At 44.4% G+C, this 2,696-nt stretch carries 2 protein-coding genes; both read right to left on the bottom strand.

Going from position 1 to position 2,696, the window contains the following annotated elements; all coding sequences use genetic code 11:
• The coding region (locus AC29Z1_RS11780) for an RrF2 family transcriptional regulator (protein WP_488271658.1) at window positions 1-406 on the bottom strand (406 nt) is incomplete at its 3' end.
• Between the two features lie 313 nt (window positions 407-719).
• Window positions 720-2,408: a methyl-accepting chemotaxis protein gene (locus AC29Z1_RS11775; RefSeq protein WP_488271657.1), complete on the bottom strand. Its 1,689-nt coding sequence runs from the start codon at window positions 2,406-2,408 to the stop codon at window positions 720-722.
• Between the last annotated feature and the right edge of the window lie 288 nt (window positions 2,409-2,696).

Raw genomic sequence — 2,696 nt, 5'->3', positions numbered from 1 at the left:
CTTTTGCAGCATTAGCTGCAAAAGTCACCCTAGATAAATCGGCTGCCACTCGGTCCTGAATGCCTTGAAGTGCCCGATGCACCGGACACTCCTGCTCGCTATTTTTATTGCAAGAATATGGCTCAGACAGACATCGCTGAATCGCAATCGGCCCTTCCATGGCGGTAATAACGTCATATAGCGTGATATTGTCCGGTAATTTTGCTAAGGCAAAACCGCCTTCTACCCCGCGGTAAGACTGTACCAATCCGGCTGCTGTTAGCATACGCATAATTTTTTGGAGAAACTGATAAGGTATATTCTGGTGCTCAGCAATGGCTGTACCGCTTTTCACCGTCCCTAACGGCAGACCAGCCAGATACAATACCACCCGGAAGGCATAATCTGTGGCCTGATTAAGCTGCACAGCATCACCACCTTCTAGTTGTGATTACTAAATCAATACTGAACTAGTATAGTATTGATTAAATTTTACTCCTATTAACCAAATTTTGTCAATATATATTCCTATAAAAAATATATTCCCTAGAAATAATTTTTATTAATTAATGCAAATCCGACTTACCATAACGATCGCCAATACTGTTTTTAATTATTTAAAAAAATTCTGGTAAAGTAAATGAGAAACTACTTGTTATTAAGGCAAAAAGGATGAGAGTATGCCCTGCTAGTACTGCATACCTCTCATCCTCTGCTATAAAAGCTGCAACATCGTTATGCTACAATCTAAATTTCTGCACCGCTGTCTGCAACTCTTCTGCCAAGCGGGCAAGGGCCTGACTGGATGTGGCAATTTCCTCCATGGAAGCAAAGGTTTCTTCCGTTGCCGCCGAAATTGTTTGGGTTTGTCCGGCAGTATCTCTACTGATTTTATGAATATCCTGCACAGCGATGACAATTTGTTGGCTCTCCTCCGACATTCGCTGAATGGAGGCTGATATTGCCCCTATTTGCTGCGAAACAGCACCAATAAGATCAACAATCTCCTTAAACGCTTTGCCGGCAGTATTAACAACTTCTGCACCGATTTTTGCTTCTCGTGAACCTTCGTTAATAGCCACAACCGAGCTTTCTGTCTCATTCTGGATTTCCTCAATCAAAGCAGCAATCTGCTTGGCCGCTTCCTGGGATTGCTCGGCCAGCTTGCGCACCTCTTCGGCCACTACGGCAAAACCCCGACCTTGCTCTCCGGCCCGGGCTGCTTCAATGGCAGCGTTTAGTGCCAATAAATTCGTCTGTCCGGCAATACCCGAGATGGTATTGACAATTTGTCCGATTTCGGTGGAACGCGCACCTAACTTTGTCACCACTTGCGCCGAACCGGTCACCTTCTGTTCAATACTAGCCATTTGGGTAATAGCGGCATCCACTGCCGTATTGCCCTGTCGGGCTGTGGCGACCGCTCTATCTGCCATCCTGGCCACATCATTGGCATGTACGGCAACTTCCTGAATGTCGGCAGACATTTTTTCTACAACCGAAGCCGCCATAGCCACAGTACTTGCCTGTTTTTCTGCTCCGGTGGCTACTTCACTAACCGTGGAGGCCACCTGCTGGGATGCCTGGACCGATTGTTCCGCATTGGCAGTCAATTCTTCAGAGGCGGCTGCTACCTGTTCGGTGGTAAACGCAATTTGCCGAATCAGTTGTTTTAAATTAGCCTTCATAGTAACAAAGGCTCGAGCAACCTGACCAATTTCATCGGTAGAATGAATCACTACATCTTCACAGGTCAGGTTACCCTGGGCAATTTCACCAGTGGCAACCATTATCCGTTTCAGGGGATTAGCGATGCTGCGGCTGAGAAATATACCAATGGTAACCGCAATACCGACTACCACAATATTAACAATCAATATCAGCGTCTGGGTTTTTCTGGCTACAGCTGCTTGCTTTTTCGCTTCTTCCTGGACAAATGTTTCTATTCCTGCCACCAATTCCTCGGCAGCCCCCATAGCCTCCCGATAAGGCTTACCTGCTGCCTGCATATATTGCGTAACCTGATTGAGGTCGTTGGCCTGTTTAGCCGCTATCGACCTTTGGGCAATTATCTCATATTCGGCTTTGGCAATCATCATCTGCTGGAGAAGTTCTCTTCCTTTTTCGGTTTGAACAATTTGTCGTAAACCAGCCAGTTTTTCTTCAGAACGATTGCGATATTTTTCAAAGATGGATAAATCTGACACATCACCAGTGAAATTAAACCTTCTCATTACTACTGCCTCGTTGGCTAAATCAGCAGCAAACCCCAAGGTCATACGCATTTTTTCCAGGTTACTGTTCATGGTTTGTTCATACGCTGTATTGATTTGTCCAATCTTGAAATAACTAAAAATACTCACGAGTGCTACCAAACCAATCAGAACTAAGAAACTACCAATAATTTTTTTGCCAATAGTAATGTTCATTTGAGCTACCTCACCTTCTGCACAAAATACGTACTTCAAGTAAATGCATATGACCCTAATAAACTAAAATGTCTTCACCCCCTGGATTTGCTGAGATTGTCATGCTCGCCAAGCAAAAACAGACAAAATTGGTAAACAAAATAAATATTGCTAATTTATGTATATTCGCTAAATACCTTTATTTTCCTCTGATGGAATCAGGCTACAACTGATCTTTACACTTGAAGAGTTGCAATCGAGTAGGAGGCTACCCATTAGTTGAGTAGCCGACCTCTCACACCACCGTAC

Source organism: Sporomusa sp. (genome assembly GCF_057736855.1).
This window is presented reverse-complemented; position numbering and strand designations above follow the sequence as displayed.

Coding starts and splice junctions, on each gene's coding strand:
- AC29Z1_RS11775 (WP_488271657.1), bottom strand. CDS start 2,408: ATGAACATTACTATTGGCAAAAAAATTATTGGTAGTTTCTTAGTTCTG.